We start from the raw sequence: 1,664 nt of genomic DNA on the forward strand, positions 1-1,664 counted from the left end.
TTCCTCTACTAACCAGTGTTATAATCTACTTAACTCCCGTAAGGGCGCACTTATACGTTTGTTCCAAACGCTAGTGTAGATCCGTCATCGACCTGCGTCGATTTTTAATTTTAAATTCAAAGAAACGGCTTGAGATATTCCGAGCAGTTATAAAAATTAATTTGTGTCGAATATCGCTACTACATTCTTGAAAAAGTGATGTAGATTTTTAGCCCATAACTTTTTTTATTTACATCGACGATACGGCGTCGAAGGAAAAATAAACAGACCGTACGAAAGAAAAAGCCAATCCACTTTGTCTGGGTTGGCTTTTATTTTTATATCCAAAGACGCACTTACACACCTAAAAAAGTGTCGTACTAAAACCAAAACTCATATGTGATAAGCTAATATCCTTATTTTGCATTTTAAGGGGTATTTTATATGTTTTTTTACATAAGCTCTTAAAACACAAATGAGAGCCAAATAAAGGTTCTGTATGGACTATGATTGCCTCATTCACTCTGTTTACATAACCAATGATTATCAGAAGTTACAAAAAATGCGTCACTAGTATAGTGACGCATTTTAGCATTTTCTTTATTTGAAAAATTACTATAAATTAACTTTTTAATACTTATTATTTTCTAAAAATTCTTCTAAAACTTTATCAATTATTGATTTTATAGACGTATCTTTATCTAACGCCATTTGGTTTAGCCTTTTCTTAATATCAGTATCTACTCTCATTGTTGTACTTTTAGATATAGGTCTATAATTCTCTGTGTATTTCACTTCCGAAGTATCTATATTATCTAAAAATCCAGCCATACATTTCATTCCTCCTCAATTAATTTAATTCTACTAACTAATTCTTCATATACTTTGTTGAACATATGTATGACTTTTTTATCATGCATATCTTTATCTTTTATCCCATCAGCAGCGAACTTTTTTATTCTTTCTCTTTGATATATTTGGTGTTCAAATAATGCTTCAGAAAACGCAGATTTAGACATCTCTAATATTTGTTTATCTACTCGTCCATTTTTTTTTATTAATACTGGAACTGCACCAACTAATTCAAATGGTAAATCTGACTCTTTTTTTCTATCTCTTAGAAAATTAACAAAAGAAAGACTGCTCTCATAAGCTGATTTTTGTGTTTGAAATACCATTAAAATATAATTACTTGCGTAAACAGCATTATTAGTAAAATCTGAATTTATAGTAGGTGGCACATCTATAAATACATAATCGAAATCATAAATTTTTTCAATTTTTTCTACCACATTTTTTAAAATATATCTTTTTTTCAAAATGTCTGTTTTTGAAATAATATCGGATAAATTAGCCAAAGACGAATCAGCGGGCAATAATGATAAATTAGAAGTTAATCTAATGATACTTTCATCTATATTTCCACTTTTTAGCATATTTATGAATGAAAGTGATTCTTCTTTAAATTCTGGATAAGTTCTTTTCATAATTTGAGTAGCGTTACCTTGGGGATCAAAATCTATTAAAAGAACCTTTTTGTTATAGTTTTCAGATGCAATATAAGAAAGTAATGTAGATACTGTAGTTTTACCTACACCACCTTTAAAATTTCCAACTGTTATTATATTCAAAATAACCCTCCTACATAATTTCATTGTTCTTAATTCATTCTTATATATTCTTTG

2 protein-coding genes are annotated in these 1,664 nt (G+C 28.7%); both read right to left on the reverse strand.

Going from position 1 to position 1,664, the window contains the following annotated elements:
* Positions 1-609: 609 nt before the first annotated feature.
* The gene (locus HMPREF2881_RS11320; protein WP_002448025.1) at positions 610-810 is read right to left on the reverse strand and encodes a hypothetical protein; all 201 of its coding nucleotides are present in this window, start codon (positions 808-810) and stop codon (positions 610-612) included.
* Between the two features lie 5 nt (positions 811-815).
* Positions 816-1,610, reverse strand: a complete 795-nt coding sequence (locus HMPREF2881_RS11325; protein ID WP_002455774.1) for a ParA family protein — start codon at positions 1,608-1,610, stop codon at positions 816-818.
* Positions 1,611-1,664: the final 54 nt, after the last annotated feature.

It is taken from the genome of Staphylococcus sp. HMSC057A08 (genome assembly GCF_001812925.1).
In the GTDB taxonomy this organism is placed as follows: Bacteria; Bacillota; Bacilli; order Staphylococcales; family Staphylococcaceae; genus Staphylococcus; species Staphylococcus hominis.

What these genes read in the sequence shown, in the direction of transcription:
- HMPREF2881_RS11320 (WP_002448025.1), bottom strand. Translation starts at nt 810, where the DNA reads ATGGCTGGATTTTTAGATAATATAGATACTTCGGAAGTGAAATACACA.